The sequence below is a fragment of the Novosphingobium cyanobacteriorum genome (assembly GCF_029436685.1).
Taxonomy (GTDB): domain Bacteria; phylum Pseudomonadota; class Alphaproteobacteria; order Sphingomonadales; family Sphingomonadaceae; genus Novosphingobium; species Novosphingobium cyanobacteriorum.
The window spans coordinates 14006-31480 of the sequence record NZ_JAROCY010000008.1; the positions used below are offsets into that span (position 1 = coordinate 14006).

The 17475-nt window shown below is 68.2% G+C and carries 16 protein-coding genes; 9 read left to right on the forward strand and 7 right to left on the reverse strand.

Annotated elements, in window-relative coordinates:
• Positions 1-11 precede the first annotated feature (11 nt).
• The gene (locus POM99_RS09790) at positions 12-1235 is read left to right on the forward strand and encodes a NupC/NupG family nucleoside CNT transporter (RefSeq protein WP_277277254.1); all 1224 of its coding nucleotides are present in this window, start codon (positions 12-14) and stop codon (positions 1233-1235) included.
• A 403-nt stretch (positions 1236-1638) separates the two neighbouring features.
• Positions 1639-1980, forward strand: a complete 342-nt coding sequence (locus POM99_RS09795; protein ID WP_438823001.1) for an endonuclease domain-containing protein — start codon at positions 1639-1641, stop codon at positions 1978-1980.
• A 116-nt stretch (positions 1981-2096) separates the two neighbouring features.
• Here the strand turns inward: POM99_RS09795 and POM99_RS09800 are convergent, their stop codons facing one another.
• Both POM99_RS09800 and mutS read right to left on the reverse strand, forming a co-directional pair.
• On the reverse strand, positions 2097-2717 hold the full coding sequence (locus tag POM99_RS09800) for a 5'-methylthioadenosine/S-adenosylhomocysteine nucleosidase (RefSeq protein ID WP_277277257.1): 621 nt from the start codon (positions 2715-2717) through the stop codon (positions 2097-2099).
• An 8-nt stretch (positions 2718-2725) separates the two neighbouring features.
• A complete protein-coding gene (gene mutS, locus POM99_RS09805; protein ID WP_277277259.1) occupies positions 2726-5302 on the reverse strand; it encodes a DNA mismatch repair protein MutS in 2577 nt (858 codons plus the stop codon).
• 108 nt (positions 5303-5410) lie between these two features.
• Between mutS and POM99_RS09810 the strand changes: the two genes are divergently transcribed.
• Complete coding sequence (locus POM99_RS09810) at positions 5411-7048, forward strand: hypothetical protein (RefSeq protein WP_277277261.1); 1638 nt, start codon at positions 5411-5413, stop codon at positions 7046-7048.
• Positions 7049-7201: 153 nt separating this feature from the next.
• Positions 7202-9463 (forward strand): NADP-dependent malic enzyme, encoded by a 2262-nt coding sequence (locus tag POM99_RS09815; protein WP_277277263.1) that lies wholly within the window; start codon positions 7202-7204, stop codon positions 9461-9463.
• Between the two features lie 39 nt (positions 9464-9502).
• Here the strand turns inward: POM99_RS09815 and POM99_RS09820 are convergent, their stop codons facing one another.
• From POM99_RS09820 to POM99_RS09830, 3 genes are read right to left on the reverse strand one after another with little or no spacing between them, the layout of a single operon-like run.
• Positions 9503-9847, reverse strand: a complete 345-nt coding sequence (locus POM99_RS09820) for a DUF2322 family protein (RefSeq protein ID WP_277277265.1) — start codon at positions 9845-9847, stop codon at positions 9503-9505.
• The gene (gene thiS / locus POM99_RS09825) at positions 9847-10836 is read right to left on the reverse strand and encodes a sulfur carrier protein ThiS (RefSeq protein WP_277277267.1); all 990 of its coding nucleotides are present in this window, start codon (positions 10834-10836) and stop codon (positions 9847-9849) included. Before thiS ends, POM99_RS09820 begins: the two co-directional genes overlap by 1 nt.
• 51 nt (positions 10837-10887) lie before the next feature.
• Positions 10888-11271, reverse strand: coding sequence for a MerC domain-containing protein (locus POM99_RS09830; protein ID WP_279644578.1), 384 nt, complete (start codon positions 11269-11271; stop codon positions 10888-10890).
• A gap of 148 nt (positions 11272-11419) precedes the next feature.
• On the opposite strand from POM99_RS09830, the gene POM99_RS09835 reads away from it, so the two are divergent.
• From POM99_RS09835 to POM99_RS09855, 5 genes are all read left to right on the forward strand, one after another.
• Positions 11420-12487 carry a COX15/CtaA family protein gene (locus tag POM99_RS09835; RefSeq protein ID WP_277277270.1) on the forward strand — a complete coding sequence of 356 codons (1068 nt, stop codon included), beginning with the start codon at positions 11420-11422 and terminating at the stop codon, positions 12485-12487.
• Between the two features lies 1 nt (position 12488).
• On the forward strand, positions 12489-12818 hold the full coding sequence (gene cutA, locus POM99_RS09840; protein ID WP_277277272.1) for a divalent-cation tolerance protein CutA: 330 nt from the start codon (positions 12489-12491) through the stop codon (positions 12816-12818).
• A gap of 149 nt (positions 12819-12967) precedes the next feature.
• Positions 12968-13447: a 50S ribosomal protein L13 gene (gene rplM / locus POM99_RS09845; RefSeq protein WP_277277274.1), complete on the forward strand. Its 480-nt coding sequence runs from the start codon at positions 12968-12970 to the stop codon at positions 13445-13447.
• A 3-nt stretch (positions 13448-13450) separates the two neighbouring features.
• Complete coding sequence (gene rpsI / locus POM99_RS09850; RefSeq protein WP_277277277.1) at positions 13451-13990, forward strand: 30S ribosomal protein S9; 540 nt, start codon at positions 13451-13453, stop codon at positions 13988-13990.
• Between the two features lie 163 nt (positions 13991-14153).
• Positions 14154-14849, forward strand: coding sequence for an HPP family protein (locus tag POM99_RS09855; protein ID WP_277277546.1), 696 nt, complete (start codon positions 14154-14156; stop codon positions 14847-14849).
• Here POM99_RS09855 and POM99_RS09860 read toward each other — a convergent pair.
• Positions 14846-16924 (reverse strand): acyltransferase family protein, encoded by a 2079-nt coding sequence (locus POM99_RS09860; protein ID WP_313792127.1) that lies wholly within the window; start codon positions 16922-16924, stop codon positions 14846-14848. The two genes, POM99_RS09855 and POM99_RS09860, sit on opposite strands and share 4 nt — an antisense overlap.
• Positions 16925-17067: 143 nt before the next feature.
• Complete coding sequence (locus tag POM99_RS09865) at positions 17068-17379, reverse strand: DUF1244 domain-containing protein (RefSeq protein ID WP_277277279.1); 312 nt, start codon at positions 17377-17379, stop codon at positions 17068-17070.
• Between the last annotated feature and the right edge of the window lie 96 nt (positions 17380-17475).

The window sequence follows — 17475 nt, forward strand, 5'->3', positions numbered from 1 at the left end:
GGGGGACTGCAATGCACTTGGCGATGAGCCTGGCCGCGATGGCGCTGATCGTGCTCGCCGCGCTGGCGCTCTCCACAAATCGCCGCGCCATTCGGCTGCGCGTGGTCGCACCGGCCTTTGCGCTGCAGGCGGGGCTGGCCGTGCTGGTGCTCCATGTCCCCGCCGGAAACCGCGCGCTGCAGGGCGCGGCCCATGCGGTGGAGGCGCTGCTCGGCTTCGCCCGCGCCGGGGTGGCCTTCGCCTTCGGCCCTCTCGCCAAGCCCGAGATCGGCGGCAACAGCTTCGTCATTTCGGCCCTGCCCACCATCGTGTTCTTCGCCGCGCTGATCTCGGTGCTCTATCACATCGGGCTGATGCCGCTGGCAATCCGCTGGATCGGCGGCGCGCTGGAACGGATCACCGGGATCAGCCGGGTGGAGGCGCTGTGCGCCGCCAGCAACATCTTCGTCGGCCAGAGCGAATCGCCCTTGGTGATCCGCCCCTATCTCGCCGGCCTCGCCCCGTCGCAGCTGTTCTGCGTGATGAGCGTGGGCATGGCGGGCGTGGCCGGCACGATCCTCGCCGCCTATGCCGCCATGGGCATCCGGGTGGATTACCTCGTCGCCGCCGCGTTCATGTCTGCGCCCGGCGGCGTGCTTATGGCCAAGCTGATCATGCCCGATCCCCCCGGCATGGCGTTGCAGGGCGAAGTTGAACTCGCCGCGCCCGATGAAGGCGAACGCCCCGCCAACCTGATCATGGCCGCAGCCATGGGCGCGCAGACGGGGGTGAAGCTGGCGGTGGCGGTCGGCGGCATGGTCATGGCCTTCGTCGCGCTGGTGGCGCTGGCCAATGGCCTGCTCGGCTGGATCGGCGGTCTGGCCGGCCATCCCGGCCTCTCGTTCGAAGGAATCCTTGGCCCCGTCTTCGCACCCCTCTTCCTCCTGCTCGGCGCGCCTGACTGGGCCGAGGCCCTGCGCGCGGGCGGCCTGTTCGGCTCCAAGATCGTGCTCAACGAATTCGTGGCTTTCATCGATCTGGGGCAGGCAAAGGACCTTTCCGCCCGCACCGTGGCCATCGTCACCTTCGCCCTGTGCGGCTTCGCCAACTTCTGCTCGATCGCCATACAGATGGCGGTGACGGGCAGCCTCGCCCCCAACCAGCGCCCGATGATCGCGAAACTGGGCCTGCGCGCACTTGCGGCGGGCGCGCTGAGCAACTTGATGAGCGCGGCACTGGCGGGCATGTTTGTCTGAAGCAGATGCCCCTCCCCGGCGGGGAGGGGGGTAAGGCAGAGTGATAACTACCCGTAATGCGCGGCGAGCATGTCCACCGCCTTGGCCAGCCTGCCGTCGAGTTGGTCGAGCAGGCGGTGCCAGTCATGCGCGCCGGGGGGCCTCTTTGTCACCCAGTAACCCCATAATCCTCCCCTGGAAGGGGAGGGGGACCGCCCGAAGGGTGGTGGAGGGGTATTGGGCAGGCGCGGTGGTTTCCGGCCGGGCGCAACGCCAACCGCTACCCCTCCGTCAGCCTGCGGCTGCCACCTCCCCTGCCAGGGGAGGATGGGGGTTGGCATGGGATTGAACATGGCGCACGTTACGTTGCATGCCTCATGGGCCGAAGAACACGCAGCACCGGGCGGCAGGACTGCGGCAGGCGATGTCCTTGCCCGAGGTGCTGCTGTGGCGACAGTTGCGGTTGCGGCCGGAAGGGCTGAAGTTCAGGCGGCAGCATCCGGCGGGGCGGTATGTGCTCGATATCTTCTGTGCCGAGGCGAAGCTGGCCATCGAGATCGAGGGGCATGCGCACAACACTGGGGATCGGCCCGAGCGTGACCGGGTGCGAACGCTGTGGCTGGAAAACCAGGGGATCAGGGTGCTGCGGATCGCGGCGATGCGGGTTCTGAAGGACCCCGTCGGGACAGCGGAAGCGATTGCGAAGTACGCGCTGCATGGCTGGCCCGGACATCCTCCCCTGCAAGGGGAGGGGGACCGCCCGTAGGGTGGTGGAGGGGTATTGACCAAGCGCGGTGATATCCGGCGGGGCGCAGCGCCAAGCCGCTACCCCTCCGTCAGCGCTGCGCGCTGCCACCTCGCCTGCCAGGGGAGGATGGGGTTTCAGCCGTAATGCGCGGCGAGCATGTCCACCGCTTCGGCCAGCTTGCCGTCGAGGTGGTCAAGCAGGCGGCGCCAGTCGTGCGCGCCGGTCAGTTCGCCCGGCCCGTCGGACACGCCGCGCAGGCCCACCAGCGGCACGCCCACGTGGCGGCAGGCGCGGGCCACGGCATAGGTCTCCATGTCGGCCATGTCCGCCGCGATGCCGTGCCAGGCATCGCCGCTCACCACGTTGCCGCCGGTGCTGAGCGTCACCGCGGGCAGGGCCAGTGGGGTTTCCAGCGGCAGCTCGTGCGGTTCGTCGAGGAACGGCACCAGCCCCTTGGGAAACCCTAAAGCCGATGCGTCGATATCGCGCCATGACACCGCGCTGATCTGGAACACTTCGCCCAGCGGGCACTTGCGCGAACCGGCCGAGCCGACCGAGACTACGAGGTCGGGCCGCTCGCCCCGCGCCTCCAGCCGGGCCAGCGCCATGCCGGTATGCAGCGCCGCTTCCACCGGCCCGACGCCGACCATCAGCGGCGTGAACCGCGCGCGCAGGTTTGCGCCGTATTCCGGCTCCGCCGCCATTACGAACAGCGCGCGCTTGCGGCCCAGCGGGGCGAGGGGAGGGATCTGCATTGCTGGTCCTATCCGTTCGCCATGGTCTTCAGCTGATACAGCATGTCCAGCGCCTCGCGCGGGGAGAGGGCGTCGATGTCCAGCGTGTTGAGCCGGTCGCGCAGGGCGTCGACCTTTTCCTCGGCGGCCTCGATCGCGGCGGCGAAGAGGGGCAGGTCGTCGAGCCCGGCGGCGAGGCCTCCAGTGGCGGCGCGGCCCTTTTCCAGCTTGTCGAGCACCGACTTCGCCCGCTTGACCACCGGCGCGGGCACCCCTGCCAGCCGCGCGACGGCAAGGCCATAGCTCTTGTCCGCCGGGCCTTCGGCCAGCTCGTGCAGCAGCACCAGGTCGCCCTTCCATTCGCGGGCGCGCACGTGGTGGAGCGACAGCGCGTCGCAGGTCTCGGCCAGCCGGGCGAGTTCGTGGTAATGCGTGGCGAAGAGGCAGCGGCAGCGGTTCACCTCGTGCACTGCCTCGGCCACCGCCCAGGCCAGCGCGAGGCCGTCGTAGGTGGAGGTTCCGCGCCCCACTTCGTCGAGCACCACGAAGCTGCGCTCGGTCGCCTGCGAAAGGATCGCAGCGGTTTCCACCATCTCGACCATGAAGGTCGATCGCCCGCGCGCCAGGTTGTCCGCCGCGCCCACGCGGCTGAACAGGCGGTCGACCAGCCCGATCGTGGCGGCCTGCGCGGGCACGAAGCCGCCCGCCTGCGCCAGCAGCACGATCAGCGCGTTCTGGCGCAGGAAGGTGGACTTGCCGCCCATGTTCGGCCCGCCCACCAGCCACAGCCGGTCGCGTTCGCCCAGGGTACAGTCGTTGGCCACGAAGCGCTCGCCCCTGGCGGCCAGCGCGGCCTCGACCACCGGGTGCCGTCCGCCGGCGATCTGCAGGCAGGGTTCCTCCACCACATGGGGCAGGGTCCAGCCGCCTTCCGCGGCGCGCTCGGCCTGTCCCGCCGCCACGTCCAGCCGGGCGAGCGCGGCGGCGGTGGTGGCGATGGCCTCGCGCGCGGCGACGGCGCGGGCGGTCAGCTCCTCGAAGTGCGCTTCTTCCGCCGCCAGCGCATGCCCGCCCGATTCGGCGATGCGGCTCGCCTCCTCGTGCAGCGCCAGCGCATTGAAGCGGACCGCGCCCGCCATGGTCTGGCGGTGGGTGAAGCCGCTGTCGGGCTGCATCAGCCGGTCGGCGTGCTTCGCGGGCACCTCGATGAAATAGCCCAGCACGCCGTTGTGGCGGATCTTCAGCGCGGCAACGCCGGTCTGGTCCCGATACTTCGCCTCAAGCGCGGCGATGGCGCGGCGCGAATTGCCCGAGGCGCGGCGCAGTTCATCAAGCGCGGCGTCGTATCCTTCGGCAATGAAACCGCCCTGCGATCGTTCGGTGGGCGGCGCGGGCACCAGCGCGCGCGCGAACAGGTCGATCAGTGCGCCATGCCCGCGCAAGTGGGGCAGCAATGCGCTGGCCAGCTCGGGCCGGTCGGTGCGCGCGGACAGCAGCATTTCCAGCCGTGTCGCCTCGGTGAGGCCATCGCGCAGCTGGCCCAGATCACGCGGGGAGCCGCGCCCCGCCACCACCCGGCCCAGCGCGCGGCCAAGATCTGGCGCGGCGCGCAGCACGGCGCGGATGTCGCCACGCAGCAGCGGATCGTCGTGCAGCCAGCTCACCAGCTCCAGACGACGGCGAATCGCGGCCAGGTTGGTCAGCGGGGCGGAAAGGTCTTCGGCCAGCAGCCGCGCGCCCGCGCCGGTCACGCAGCGGTCCACCGCCTCGAACAGGCTGCCCTTGCGCGCGCCGCCGCTGGACACGAGGATTTCGAGGCTGGCGCGCGTCGCCTCGTCCATCGCCATGTGGCCGCCCGCCTCGCGCACCACCGGCGGCAGCAGCAGCGGCAGCCGCCCACGCCCCACGTGGTCGAGATAGGCGATCAGGCCCCCTGCGGCGGCCAGCATTGCCCGGCCGAACTGGCCGAATCCGTCCAGCGTCGCCACGCCGTGCAGCTCGCGCAGCCGCGCCTCGCCCGATTCGCTGGCGAAGGCGCGGGCCGGGCAAGCAATCGCTTCCAGCGGGCCGTGGGCGAAGTCTTCGGGCGCCACCAGCTCGCTGGCGGACAGGCGGGCAAGCGCGGCGGGCATCGCCTCGACGCTGCATTCCTCCAGCTCCATGCGGCCCGTGGAGATGTCGCATGCCGCGATCCCGATACTGCCGCGCACCTCGCACACCGCGGCCAGCACGTTGGCGCTGCGCGGGTTGAGCAGCGCCTCCTCGGTCAGCGTACCGGCGGTGACGAAGCGCACGATGTCACGCGTCACCAGGGCCTTGGAACCGCCGCGCTTTCGCGCTTCCTCGGGGCTTTCGGTCTGTTCGGCAATGGCCACGCGGCAGCCCGCCTTGATCAGCCGGGCAAGGTATCCTTCGGCCGAATGCACCGGCACCCCGCACATCGGGATGGGCGCCCCGGCATGTTCGCCCCGGCTGGTCAGCGCGATGTCCAGCACCTGCGCCGCCGTCTTCGCATCGTCGAAGAACAGCTCGAAGAAGTCCCCCATGCGGTAGAACAGCAGGCAGTCACCCGCCTGTTCTTTCAGCGCAAGATATTGCGCCATCATCGGAGTTGGGGCATTAGGGGTCACGCGCTGGTGGCTAGACCAGCCGCACGTGTTTCTCAAACCATCGACGCCGGGATATAAACAATTCCGGAACATGCGAAGGGGCTGATGCAGACCCGCGACAAGGACTGGCTGTTCGCTCTGCGGACGATGTGGGAACGCGCGGGCGCGCTGCCGTGGCTTTCGGGGCCGGGCATCGCGCTGGGCGTGCTGTTCGTGTGCATGCCGTTCTTCCTGGTGGAAGTGCCGCCGCTGATCGACGTGCCGGGCCACATGGGTGCCGCCGCGATCGAGGCTGCCGGGCCGGGCAACCCGCTGGAAAAGTACTTCAGCTGGAAATGGGTGTTCACGCTGAACATCGGCGGCGGCGTGCTGATGAAGGTGCTGGGCGCGCAGTTCGGCATCCTTGCCGCCGGATGGTGGAGCACGGTGCTGGCCACCGGCCTGTTCGCGGGTGGCTGCCTCGCTTCGATCCGCATGCTCAATGCGCGCGGCGGGCATGGCGCGGCCTGGGCGCTGATGTTCGTGTTCAGCTTCCCGCTGCTTACCGGCTTCCTCAACTATATCCTCGCCACCGGGCTCTCGCTGTCTGCCTTCGCTGCCTCGGTCTGGCTGGAAAAGCAGCCGAAGAAGCGCGCCGCGATGCTGATGGTGGCGCAGCCGGTGGCCATGCTGTGCCACGCCATCGGCGGGCTGCTGCTGTTCCTGATGGTTGGCGGCAACGCCGTGGGGCGTGAGATCGATCGCCTGCCCAAGGGCTGGTGGCGCCCTTCGATGTGGCGCACCGTGCGGGACGAGACCGACTGGATGGCCGTGGGCCGGCGCCTGCTGGTGCTGTGCTGGCCGCTGATCGCCACGGTGGTCACCATCGTGCTGTGGAAGTTCTTCTCGCCCGAACCGGTGCGCAGCCTCAACCGTTGGCGGTGGGACCAGAAGGCCTGGTACCTGATCCTGACGCTGCGTGACCAGTCGCTGCTGCTCGATGCCGCCACCACGATCTCATGCTTCGCGCTGGTGCTGCTGGGCTGGCTGCTGGGCGCGCGGTGGAAATGGCAGCAGGCGCTGCCCGGGCTGCTGGTGTTCATGCTGTTCGTGGCGATCCCCAGCGACATCAACGGTTCCGCCTTCGTCGACGTGCGCCTGTTCCCGGTGGCCATGATGCTGGCACTGGGCCTGCAGGACTGGAGCGGGGCAAAGGACAATCGGGCGCGAATGGTGGCCTATGTCGGCATGGCGCTGCTCGCGGTGCGGCTCGTCGTCACCGGATCGAGCTTTGCCGATTATGCCGAGGATTACCGCAAGCAGCTCTCCGCGCTCCACCATGTCGAGCCCGGCAGTCGCGTGCTCGCCTTTGTCGAACACTCCTGCCTCGAGGAATCGTGGCGCAACACCCGGCGCGATCACCTCGCCAGCCTTGCCAGCCTCTATCGCCAGGCCTGGGTGAACGACAACTGGGCCGTGCCCGGCCTGCACATGGTGATCCCGCGCTTCCGCCCCGGTCGCAATTTCACTGCAGACCCATCGGAATTCGTGTGGTCGCGCAAGTGCCAGGGCGGCCGCCTGCGCAGCGTGGACAGCGCGCTCAGGTATGCGCCGATCGAGCGGGTCGATTACGTATGGCTGATCGACACCGGCCTGCCGCGCCGCCCCGATCCGCGCCTACAGCTGGTCTGGCAGGAAGGCCGCAGCCTGCTCTTCGCGGTGCGCCCGCTGGGCTTCCCCACCTGGCAGCCCAAGGATTTCTGACGCATTCCGGATTTTGTTCGCGGTCGCCAATCGCAAAAACTGCAACTTGCCCAATGCAAATCTGCATCGGGCCCGCCTTGACGTAACGGCCAAGGTCGGACAGGCACCGAACCGCGTCTATGGCGCGGATTGCGAACGTGGGGAGGGTATACGATGACCGAGGAAAGCAACGTCCGTTTCACCGAACGCGAAGCGCTTTTCTACCACAACACGATCCGGCCGGGTAAGATCGAGATCATCGCCAGCAAGCCGATGGCGACCCAGCGCGATCTGTCGCTGGCCTATTCGCCGGGCGTCGCCGTGCCGGTGCGCGCCATCGCCGATGATCCTTCCACCGCCTATGACTACACCGCCAAGGGCAATCTCGTCGCGGTGATCTCCAACGGCACCGCCATCCTCGGCCTCGGCAATCTCGGCGCGCTGGCGTCCAAGCCGGTGATGGAGGGCAAGGCGGTGCTGTTCAAGCGCTTTGCCGACGTCGATTCGATCGACATCGAACTCGCCACCGAAGACCCGCAGGCGATCATCGACGCGGTCACGCTGATGGAACCCAGCTTCGGCGGTATCAACCTTGAAGACATCAAGGCGCCCGAATGCTTCATCATCGAACAGGCGCTGAAGGAACGCCTGAAGATTCCGGTGATGCATGACGACCAGCACGGCACCGCGATCATCTCCGCCGCCGGCCTGCTCAATGCCTGCTTCCTCACGGGGCGCAGCCTCAACGACGTGAAGGTCGTGGTCAACGGCGCTGGCGCCGCCGCGATTGCCTGCACCGCGCTGATCAAGGCGATGGGCGTGCGGCATGAAAACGTGATCATGTGTGACAGCAAGGGCGTGATCTACACCGGCCGCGCCGGGGTCGATCAGTTCAAGTCCGCCCATGCGGTCGATACCCCTCACCGCACACTGGAAGAAGCGATGCAGGGCGCGGACATCTTTCTGGGCCTGTCGGTCAAGGATGCGGTCACGCCCGAAATGGTCAAGAAGATGGCGCCGCAGCCGATCATCTTCGCCATGGCAAACCCCGATCCGGAAATCACCCCGCCCGAGGCGAAGGCTGCGCGGCCCGACTGCATCGTCGCCACCGGCCGTTCGGACTATCCGAACCAGGTCAACAACGTGCTCGGCTTCCCCTTCATCTTCCGCGGCGCGCTGGATGTGCGCGCCACCGCGATCAACGAAGAGATGAAGATCGCCGCCGCCCGCGCCATTGCAGAGCTGGCGCGTGAGCCGGTGCCCGAGGAAGTGGCCGCCGCCTATGGCCAGAACCACACCTTCGGGCTGGACTACATCATCCCCGCGCCGTTCGATCCCCGCCTGATGGAGGTCGTGTCCTCTGCCGTGGCCAAGGCGGCGATGGATTCGGGCGTGGCGCAGAAGCCGATCGAGGATTTCGACGCGTATCGCACCAGCCTCAAGGCGCGGCTCAACCCCACCACCTCGGTGCTCACCAACGTCTTCGCCCAGGCCAAGGTCAATCCGAAGCGGGTGGTCTTTGCCGAAGCGGAGAACGAAGTGGTGCTGCGCGCCGCGATCCAGTTCCGCGATTTCGGCTATGGCACCCCGGTCCTTGTCGGCCGCACCCAGCCGGTGCTCGACAAGCTGGTCGAACTGGGCGTCGGCGATCCCGAAAGCTTTGAGATCCACAACTCCGCGGTCTCGCCGCTGGTGCCCGACATGGTGGACTATCTCTATGCCCGCCTGCAGCGCCGCGGCTTCATGGAGCGCGACGTCAAGCGCATGGTCAACCAGGACCGCAACGTCTTTGCCTCGGCGCTGGTCGCGCTCGGCCATGGCGATGCGCTGATCACCGGCATGACGCGCACCTTCGCCCAGTCGATGAAGGAAGTGCGCCAGGTGCTGGACCCCAAGCCCGGCCACCTGCCCTTCGGTATCCACCTGATGGTCGCCAAGAACTATACCGTGTTCCTGGCCGATACCACGGTGAACGAACGCCCCTCGGCGGAAGACCTCGCCCACATCGCCATGGAAACCGCCGCCGTCGCCCGCCGCATGGGCCACGAACCGCGCGTGGCGTTCCTGTCGTACTCCACCTTCGGCAACCCCTATGGCAAGTGGCTCGATTCGATCCGCGAGGCGGTGGCCATCCTCGATGAAAAGCAGCCCGGCTTCGAATACGAAGGCGAAATGGCGCCCGATGCCGCGCTGAACCCCAAGGTTCAGGCCAACTATCCGTTTAGCCGACTGTCCGGCCCCGCCAACGTGCTGATCATGCCCGGCCTGCAATCGGCCAACATCTCGGCAAAGCTGCTGCGCGAACTGGCTGGCAATGCGGTGATCGGCCCGATGATGGTCGGCATGGAAAAGCCGGTGCAGATCGCCCCGATGACCGCAATCGCGCCCGATATCCTGACGCTGGCCGTCCTCGCCGCAGCCGGCGTGGCGGGCTGATCAACCACGCACGACGGCCTCGGTGATCGAGGCCGTCGTTCAGCCCGCGACGGGCACCACCACGATATCCAGCGCTTCGCCGCCTTCGGCCACCGCGATCAGCCGGTCCACGTTGGGATGTGCGCCGGGGCGGTTGCGCGCGTCGGCGGTGTGTTCGCCGAACACCAGCAGCGCGTGCTCTGCCGCCGCCGCATCCAGCCGGCCGAACGCCCGCTTCAGGTAGTGATAGACCGCCAGCGAACCCTGCTTGCCTGGCTCGTTGGGGATGCTTGCCACCACCGCGCCGGCGCCATTGGTCAGGTCGATCCGCGCGAGGCCCTCGATCGGGGGCAACAGCGCCAGGTTGTCCTTGAACGCTGCGCCCGGCGTGATTGCCTGCACCATCAGATCAACCCCGCCAGCGGGCTGCTGGGATCGGCATACTTGCGCGTGCCCATGCGCCCGGCGCGATAGGCGGCGCGGCCGGCCTCCACGCTCAGCTTCATCGCCCGCGCCATCAGCAGCGGATCCTTCGCCTCGGCAATCGCGGTGTTCATCAGCACGCCGTCGCAGCCCAGCTCCATCGCCACGGCCGCATCGCTCGCCGTGCCAACGCCGGCATCAACCAGCACCGGCACGCTTGCCCCTTCCACGATCAGGCGGATGGTCACGCGGTTCTGGATGCCCAGGCCCGATCCGATCGGCGCGCCCAGCGGCATCACCGCCACCGCGCCCGCATCCTCCAGCTGCTTGGCCGCGATGGGATCATCGGTGCAATAGACCATCGGCTTGAAGCCTTCCTTTGCCAGCACTTCGGTGGCGCGGATGGTTTCGACCATGTTGGGATAGAGCGTCTTCGCCTCGCCCAGCACTTCCAGCTTCACCAGGTCCCATCCGCCCGCCTCGCGCGCCAGCCGCAGCGTGCGGATCGCGTCCTCGGCGGTGAAGCAGCCGGCGGTGTTGGGCAGGTAGGTGATCTTCTTCGGGTCGATGAAGTCGGTCAGCATCGGCGCCTTGGGATCGCTCACGTTCACGCGGCGCACCGCCACGGTCACGATCTCCGCGCCCGAAGCCTCAACCGCCGCGGCGTTCTGGGCAAAGTCCTTGTACTTGCCGGTGCCCACGATCAGGCGTGACCGGAACGTGCGGCCCGCAACGGTCCAGGTATCTTCAGTCACGTCCTCTTGTCCTCCGCCAACAAAGTGCACGATTTCCAGCACGTCCCCATCGGCAATGGCCACGTCGGCCAGCGTCGATCGGGGCACGATCTCGCCATTGCGCTCCACCGCGACCTTCGCAGGGTTCAGCTCCAGGCTGCGGACCAGGTCCGCCACGGTGCCGGGTGCGGCGCGGCGGGGTTCGCCGTTGACGATCAGGGAAAGGGTGCCGGTCATGCCCGGTGCTTTAGCGGCCCTTGCGGTCCATGCAACCTGCCAGAGTGGCGTTCAGCACGCGCCCTTGCGGATGTTCACGATATGCGCGCTGGCCACCAGCACCACGCCACAGATCGTCAGCACCGCTTCGGCGCTGCCATGGCCCGCGATCACCGCCGCCGCCATCAGCGCCACGCCCGTGCCGCCCAGCGCCAGCGGCAGCATCCGGCCGTGGCGTATCGCGCCGATGCCGATCGTCAGCGCGCCCACCACCACTGCCAGCCCCAGCCCCACGCGATGGATCGACGGGGCCAGCAAGGCGCCGCCGCCCAGCCCGAGCACGCCGATCAGGAACAGCCCGGCAAGGCAATGCACCAGGCACAGCCCGGAAAGGATGACGCCAACCCGATCAAGCCGGGCGCGCAGGGCAAGAAGCGAGTCACGCACCGCGTCCATATATGTAACACTATAACATGACGCAATGGGGTGCCCGGCATTTTCGCGGCCGTTACCCTCTTGGCGCGCCTGCCCGTTCAGGCAGGCCCTGCTGCCCGGAATTACCATCTTGCAAAGGCGGGCTCCGCTGGCCCAAGGGTGCGCGGCAATGAACACGGCCCAGGTCCTTGATCGCCCCGCAGTCCCGTCGTCTGCATCGCCGCTGGCGTTGGTGCGCTGGCTGTGGGTGGTGGCGGCGATGATCGTTGCCATCGTGGTCGTCGGCGGCATCACCCGGCTGACCGAATCGGGCGTTTCGATCACCGAATGGAACCCGGTTTCGGGTGCGCTGCCGCCCTTGACCGAGGCCGCGTGGCAGGCCGAATTCGCCAAGTACCGGCAGACCCCGCAATACATCCTCGTCAATGGCCCGGCCGGCATGACGCTGGCGACCTACAAGTTCATCTTCTTCTGGGAATGGGTCCACCGCCTGCTGGCGCGCACCATCGGCCTTGCCTTCGCCGCACCGCTGGCGTGGTTCTGGGTGCGCGGGATGATCCCGCAAGGATACAAGCCGCGCCTGCTTGCGCTGCTGGCGCTCGGCGCGCTGCAGGGGGCGGTTGGCTGGTGGATGGTCAAGTCGGGCATCGTCCACGATGTGAAGGTCAGCCACTTCCGCCTGGCCACGCACCTGCTGGTCGCGCTGTTCACGCTGGCCGGCATCGTCTGGACCGCGCTCGATCTGCGCGCCCATGCCCGGGGTGAGGCGCCGGCGCGGATGACCGGGCTCGGTGGCCTCGCGCTTGCCATGCTGGTGCTGCAGCTGTTCTATGGCGCGCTGCTCGCCGGCCTGCGCGCGGGCACATCGGCAGGCGGCGGCTGGTTCAACTGGACGGCCTGGCCGCTGATGCAGGGCTCGTTCTTCCCCGCAGGCATCGATTGGTCGCGCGGGGGCCTCTTCGCCTTCACCCACGATCCCTTCCTCGTCCACTTCGTCCACCGCTGGTGGGCCTGGGCCGTTGTGGTCGTGCTGGTCGTGCTGGCGCGCCGCCTGCGCAAGACCGCGCGCCCCGCCTCCATCGCCGTGCACAGCGTGTTCGGCACGCAGATCCTGCTCGGCATCGCCACGGTCTGGTCGGGCGTGTCGCTGTGGATCGCGGTGCTGCACCAGCTCACCGGCGCGCTGCTGGTCATCGCCACAACCTGGGGCGCGCACGCGCTCGGCCGGACTCGCTGACATGGACGAACCGGGCGCCGCGCTGATCTGGTGCCCCTTTGCCGATGAAGCGAGCGCGGAAGCCGTGGCGGGCGCGCTGCTCGACGAAGGACTCGTCGCCTGCGCCAATATCCTACCCGGTGTCCGCTCGCTCTACCGCTGGAAGGGCGCGCGGGGCGAAGGCCGGGAAGTGGGCGTGCTGTTCAAGACCACCTCCACCGCGCTGGCCCGCGCCATCGCCCGGCTTGAGGCACTCCATCCCTATGAAGCGCCGGCCATCGCGGGCTGGGTCTGCGATGCCGCGGGATCGGCCACGGTGGGCTGGCTGGCGGCGGAAATCGTGCCGGATTGACGATGCGGTATTATTTTACCTCTCCGCAAACCCGCCCGAAAGCTTGACTCTGCGGCTGTCATGCAACAAAGGCGCGCTTCCTCGCCGTGCGTGGCGTCCCTTGGCGGATTCGCGCGCGGTGCACCAAGTATCAGGGGAATGACCCAGCCATGAAGGCTCTCAGCAAGGTCACCCGGTCGATCAAGCCGGCCGAGGTGGAAAAGAAGTGGCATCTGATCGATGCCGAAGGTCTGGTCGTCGGCCGCCTCGCCGTGATCATCGCCAACCATCTGCGCGGCAAGCACAAGCCCAGCTTCACGCCCCACGTCGATTGCGGCGATCACGTTGTCGTGATCAACGCCGACAAGGTGAAGTTCACCGGCAACAAGCTGAAGGACAAGACCTACTACAAGCACACCGGCTATGCCGGCGGCATCAAGGAAGTCACCGCGGACAAGGTCCTCGGCGGCCGCTTCCCTGAGCGCGTGCTTGAAAAGGCGGTGGAACGCATGATCCCGCGCGGTCCTCTCGGCCGTGCGCAGATGCGCGCCCTGCACCTCTATGCCGGTGCCGAGCATCCGCATGGCGGAACCCAGCCCGAAGCGCTCGACGTCGCTTCGATGAACCGCAAGAACAAGGTGGGTGCGTAAGACATGTCCGACACCGATTCCGTTTCGAGCCTGGCGGACCTGAAGAACCTCACCGCCGCCGCTCCCGCTCCGGCCGCTGCGCCTTCGGCCGATGCCGAAGCCCCGGTCGTTCCCGCCGCCCCCACCATGCCGCTGCGCGATCGCGAAGTGGACGCGCAGGGCCGTTCCTACGCCACCGGCCGCCGCAAGGACGCCGTTGCCCGCGTGTGGCTGAAGCCCGGCTCGGGCAAGGTCACTGTCAATGGCCGTGACCAGGAAGTCTATTTCGCCCGTCCGACGCTGCGCCTGGTGATCAACCAGCCGTTCGCCGTCGCCGGTCGCGAAGGCCAGTACGACATCGTCTGCACCGTCAAGGGCGGTGGCCTTTCGGGCCAGGCCGGCGCGGTCAAGCACGGCATCGCCCAGGCGCTGACCAAGTTCGAACCTGCCCTGCGCAGCGCGGTCAAGGCCGCCGGCTTCCTGACCCGCGACCCCCGCGTCGTGGAACGCAAGAAGTACGGCCGCGCCAAGGCCCGTCGTTCGTTCCAGTTCTCGAAGCGCTGATCCAGCCTTCGACAGTGTCGAACAGGAAACGCCCGGCCCAGTGCCGGGCGTTTTCGTTTGTGCATCAAAGGCCTGGAACCACGAAACCGTCTGGCGGCGCCCGCCTGCCCGTGTATGGACCCGCGCGAGAAACTGGCCGGGGAAGGACGCCGCATTGCGTAGCATGGTGATCACCGCGCTGGAACGCGCGCAGTTGCGGCCCGGCGGCCGGCTCGGCTGGGTGCGCAATGCGCTTGGCGCGCTGATCGGCATCGCGCTGGCGGGATTGGTGACGCAGGCCGTCACGCGCGCCACCGGACATGCCGCCGCGCCATGGCTGGTCGCGCCGCTCGGCGCTTCGGCCGTGCTGGTCTTTGCCGTGCCTGCCAGCCCGCTGGCACAGCCGTGGTCGGTGTTCGGCGGCAACATGCTTTCCGCCGCCATCGGCCTGCTGTGCGGCCATCTGCTGAGCGCGCCGTGGCTGGCCGCAGCGATCGCCGTCAGCGTTGCCATCGCGGCCATGACGCTGGGCCGCTGCCTGCACCCACCCGGCGGCGCCTGTGCGCTGCTCTGCGCGCTCGGGGCTCAGACCAGCCACTGGGGCTGGGATTTCCTGCTCCTGCCGCTTGCCCTAAACGTCGGGTTGCTGGTGCTCGCCGGATCGCTGTGGAACAACCTGACCGGCCATCCCTGGCCCCACCGCCCGCACCCCGCGCCCGCCATGCCGCAGGGCACCTGGGCCGGCACCTATATCGCCGCCGATCTCGATGCCGTGCTCGCCGATTGGGACGAAGTGCTGGACGTCGATCGCAACGATCTCGACGCCCTGTTCCGCGAGGTTGAACAGCGCGTGCTGCAACGCTGGCAATCGCGGCGCTAGCGCGCCAACTGCCGCGCCAGCGCCGCCCAATGGTATCGCGCGCCCAGCCAGCGCGAGCCCTCGATCGACAGGTGCCCGTCATCGCGCCAGATCATCCGCCCGTCATGCTGCGCCAGGCACGTCTCCCGGGGGCAGACCATCGTGTCCAGCCGGATCACCGGCACCACCGGCGCAATCCGCGCCATCAGCGCGTCGGGATAGTTCTTCGCCTGTGCCCGCGGGAAATCGCAGGGGGATCCGGTATCGCCCGAAAGCTGCCCGTTGCGCGCCGCGCGGGCCAGGCACTGGCCCAGGTTGGTGCCATCGTTCGGCGGTGGGGCGATCACCACCACCCGCGCGCCCGTCGCCCGGATCGCCGCCACCGTGCGCCGCAGCGCGTCAGCCACCCGATCGGGCGTGGCCGTGGCGACATGCCCGGCCCGGTCCATCGCCAGGTCGCTGTACATCGTGAAGGGTGAAGCCAGCACCACCGTGCGCACCTGCCGGTTCGCCTTCAGCCAGCCCAGCACCTGTTCATCGAAGGCGATGCAGTCGCGCGCCGCCGCCGGATCATAGTCGCGCCCCGCCGCCATCAGTCCGATGTCCAGCAATGGCGCGCAGCTCGATATGGTCATCTGTCGCAAGGCCGGGCGGCGCGGCCCCGCCATCAGCCCGGGCGCCAGGTGCATGGCGAAGCTGTCACCCCACAGCAGCATGTCGGGCTTTTCCGCCGTGGCGCACGCGGGAGAAAGGGTGAAGCGCCCCTCGCACTCAGGCCCCAGCCCGAAGTTGATCGCCAGCCGCTGCTCCAGCGCGCCCATCGTGCCATTCGCCGCCGGTCGCGCCGGAAACCCGTGCGCCCGGTGCAGCACTACGCCCGCACCCGCCAGCACCGCCATGCCCGCCAGCGCCCCGGCAAAGACCGCACCCCGTCGTGGCAGCGGCCCCGCCCCGCGCCGGCGGAATGGCAGCTCCACGAACCACCAGCTCAATGCACCCAGCCCGATCGCCAGCAGCGCCAGTGCCGCCATCTCCACCTTGCCCGGCAGCGCGGCGGACTGCGCGCGGGCGAACGTGAACAATGGCTGGTGCCACAGATAGGCGCTGTAGCTGACCAGCCCGATTCCGCGCGGCAACGGATGTGCCAGCACCCGCCCGGCTGCCGTCCCCGCGCCACCGTGCCGCAGCACCAGCAGCGCTCCGCCCACCGGCAGCAGCGCCAGCAACCCCGGAAACGCCGAATCCTCGCTGAACAGCAGCACCGCCGCCGCAATCATGCCCAGCCCTGCCAGCCCCGGCACATGTCGGACCGCGCCTGCGCGCACCTTCGCCTCGGGCAGCAGGGCGCAGATCGCACCCGCCAGCAGTTCCCATGCCCGCCCCGGCGCCAGGTAGAACCCCGCCTGCGCGGCATGAACCGTGCTCCATTGCGACAGCGCCAGGCTCGCCAGCGCCAGCGCGCCCAGCACCGCCGGCAGCCACCTGCGCCCGCCGGCCCAGCGCCACAGCGCCCACAACAGCAGCGGGAACGCGATGTAGAACTGCTCCTCCACCGCCAGGCTCCAGGTGTGAAGCAGCGGCTTCAGCGCGGTGTCTGCGCCGAAATAGCCCTGTTCACGCCAGAACAGCACGTTGGAGGCGAACAGGCACACCGCCACCAGGCTCTTGCCGAAATCGTCGAGCTGCGATGGCAGCAGCCACGCCCAGGCAAAAGGGACACACGCCACCATCACCAGGAACAGCGCCGGCAGGATGCGCCGCACCCGCCGTTCATAGAAGCCCGCGATGGAAAACGCGCCCGCCTGCAGGTCTGCCACCAGCAGCCGCGTGATCAGGAAGCCGCTGATCGCAAAGAACACATCAACGCCCGCGAACCCGCCGTGGAACGGCCCCAGCCCGGCGTGGAACAGGATCACCGGAACCACCGCCACGGCGCGCAGGCCGTCGATTTCCGGTCGATAGCCGGTATTCGCTATCGTTGGATTCTCTGAGGGCTCGTTTCCTGTAGGGCTGGTCCTCGTCGGCAAACCGGGTGGGGCAGACCCGCCATTGAAGGGCCGGCCACCTGCAGCAACGCCCTGCACAGGCTGGCTCACCGGGAATATCCCGGCAACCTGCCGCTTGGAATGGCCGTTACCCCCAACATGTTAGGGGTAACTACCTATCCCGTGATGCTATCGCAAGATAATCTCATTTCAAACGTAGGTTCGATCTGATCGCCCGCGAGCGTCAGTCAGGTTCAGCGCGCGTTCTTCTTCAGGCTCTCGTCCATCCGCGCCAGTTGTTCCGGCGTGGCCTCGGTCTGGAACTTCGCCTTCCATTCGGCCGCGGGCATGCCGTGGATCACCTCTCGCGCCGCCGCCTTGTCAAGCTCCGCACCCGCTTCGATGATCCAGTCGGCCAGGCAGTTGCGGCAGAACCCCGCCAGTCCCATCAGGTCGATGTTCTGCGCATCGTGCCGGTGGCGCAGGTGCCGGACCAGCCTGCGGAACGCCTGTGCCGCCACGGCATCGGGCAGGGTGTCTATGGCTTCGGATAAATTCGTATCCATGGAAATCATTCCTTGGCAGGTCTTGGGTTTTGCTGGCGCATAGGCCATAGCGCGCCCGGATCAAAGCCGTCGGCGCGATGGTGCAGGCGGACAATG

Bases quoted from the DNA above. Each gene is read 5' to 3' on its own strand.
- POM99_RS09790 (WP_277277254.1), top strand. From the start codon at position 12: ATGCACTTGGCGATGAGCCTGGCCGCGATGGCGCTGATCGTGCTCGCC.
- POM99_RS09795 (WP_438823001.1), top strand. From the start codon at position 1,639: ATGTCCTTGCCCGAGGTGCTGCTGTGGCGACAGTTGCGGTTGCGGCCG.
- POM99_RS09800 (WP_277277257.1), bottom strand. From the start codon at position 2,717: ATGCAGATCCCTCCCCTCGCCCCGCTGGGCCGCAAGCGCGCGCTGTTC.
- mutS (WP_277277259.1), bottom strand. From the start codon at position 5,302: ATGATGGCGCAATATCTTGCGCTGAAAGAACAGGCGGGTGACTGCCTG.
- POM99_RS09810 (WP_277277261.1), top strand. From the start codon at position 5,411: ATGCAGACCCGCGACAAGGACTGGCTGTTCGCTCTGCGGACGATGTGG.
- POM99_RS09815 (WP_277277263.1), top strand. From the start codon at position 7,202: ATGACCGAGGAAAGCAACGTCCGTTTCACCGAACGCGAAGCGCTTTTC.
- POM99_RS09820 (WP_277277265.1), bottom strand. From the start codon at position 9,847: ATGGTGCAGGCAATCACGCCGGGCGCAGCGTTCAAGGACAACCTGGCG.
- thiS (WP_277277267.1), bottom strand. From the start codon at position 10,836: ATGACCGGCACCCTTTCCCTGATCGTCAACGGCGAACCCCGCCGCGCC.
- POM99_RS09830 (WP_279644578.1), bottom strand. From the start codon at position 11,271: ATGGACGCGGTGCGTGACTCGCTTCTTGCCCTGCGCGCCCGGCTTGAT.
- POM99_RS09835 (WP_277277270.1), top strand. From the start codon at position 11,420: ATGAACACGGCCCAGGTCCTTGATCGCCCCGCAGTCCCGTCGTCTGCA.
- cutA (WP_277277272.1), top strand. From the start codon at position 12,489: ATGGACGAACCGGGCGCCGCGCTGATCTGGTGCCCCTTTGCCGATGAA.
- rplM (WP_277277274.1), top strand. From the start codon at position 12,968: ATGAAGGCTCTCAGCAAGGTCACCCGGTCGATCAAGCCGGCCGAGGTG.
- rpsI (WP_277277277.1), top strand. From the start codon at position 13,451: ATGTCCGACACCGATTCCGTTTCGAGCCTGGCGGACCTGAAGAACCTC.
- POM99_RS09855 (WP_277277546.1), top strand. From the start codon at position 14,154: ATGGTGATCACCGCGCTGGAACGCGCGCAGTTGCGGCCCGGCGGCCGG.
- POM99_RS09865 (WP_277277279.1), bottom strand. From the start codon at position 17,379: ATGGATACGAATTTATCCGAAGCCATAGACACCCTGCCCGATGCCGTG.